At 55.7% G+C, this 1,401-nt stretch carries 2 protein-coding genes; both read left to right on the forward strand.

Annotated features, from left to right (window positions below):
- Nucleotides 1-391 (forward strand): hypothetical protein (locus ACR0MO_RS21620; protein WP_480893305.1); only part of this gene is annotated, 391 nt, incomplete at its 5' end.
- On the forward strand, nt 388-1,401 hold a 1,014-nt coding region (locus tag ACR0MO_RS21625), incomplete at its 3' end, for a relaxase/mobilization nuclease domain-containing protein (protein WP_480893307.1). The genes ACR0MO_RS21620 and ACR0MO_RS21625, both read left to right, overlap by 4 nt.

Consider the following 1,401-nt stretch of genomic DNA (forward strand, 5'->3'; position numbering starts at 1 on the left):
TTCCTTTCGTTTTCCAGTGTGTCCACTGGAGCGTTTGGAAGCGGCTTTGGCCGTGCTGGGAGCCAAGAGCCGCAACCAGATCATCCAGCGTCTGATCTATCGGCTGATCGGTTATCTCGATCCGGACCCTGCTGTTGTGGATCTCTGGCAGAAGCATTTGCGGCAAGTTCAGGGTGGATACACGAACCTCAATCAGCTTGCGAAATCGGCCAAGCGCGGCAGTGTGATCTGGACGGATGATGATCGGCGTGATGTCGAAAACCTTCACCGTGCCATCATCCAGCACCGGCAAGACCTGAAGGCGATGATCACAGCGGCCCGCCGAAACCGTGAGCCTGAATCTGCCATTCGCCGGATCTTGCGCGACGACGATTGGACACCTGAAGAATGAATGCCGCAGCCCGTGATCTGACAGCAGGGGACTTCCTGGAATTTGCCTTCCGTGAGGCTCAGAAGGGCGTCGATCGTTCTAAGCAGATCACTCAGCAGCTGCAGACCGCCAAGCGGATGAAGTTCATGATCTCGCGGGCCTCATCCATCAAGGCGCGGCTTGGTGCCGTGGTTGGAAAGCCTGAGGCGGTTGTAAAGCACGTCCGCAAAGGTGGGGTGAAAAACGCGCACGAGCTGCGCCGCCAGATCAACTATCTGACCGTCCGCGCAGAGGGTGTTTTGGACATTCGAGACAATGGGGTGACCCCGCTCGATGCGGATCAGGTCAGTGATTTGATCGAGACCTGGGCCGAGGATTTCAATGGGAAAACCAACTACGGTTACACCCGTCACATGATCGTTTCTTTCCCCGAAGGCACCTATCCGGACGCCGCGCATGAGGCCGGTTTGGAGTTCGCAGATCGGCTATTTGGCAGCGGTGATTTTGGGGATACCTGGGACTACCTGACAGTGTTCCATAACGACACTGACAACCCCCATGTCCACATCGTTGTGAACAACCGAGGCGTCGAACATGGGCAGTGGTTGGCTATGGGTATGAGCAGCGAAATGAACATCGACGTTCAGCGCTCTATCCAGGTCGAGGTTGCTGAGGAATACGGAATTGAGCTGACCGCAACGACCCGCCTTGAGCGCGGATTGCGGCAGGAAGTCGAGACCGATACGTGGAAAGTTCAGGCCGGAATGTCGGTTGTTGAAAGCACTCCGGAAGTCGAAGTTACGGCCCGCGACATGGCCGCCGATGTGATGACACTATCCATCGCAAGAATGTCGGATCTGTTTGATGAGCGCGCCAACGCTGTCAAAGACCGGATCGAAGAGTTTGCCATCCAACTCGTTGAAGGAGAGGAACCTATGGTATCGAGAATGGAACATCTGCTGGATCAAGCCCATCATTTTGATGATTACGGCGAGCCAGGAGACCCGTCTTATGTTTCCCCCGAAGTCATG

This window comes from Ruegeria sp. K5, from assembly GCF_056531805.1.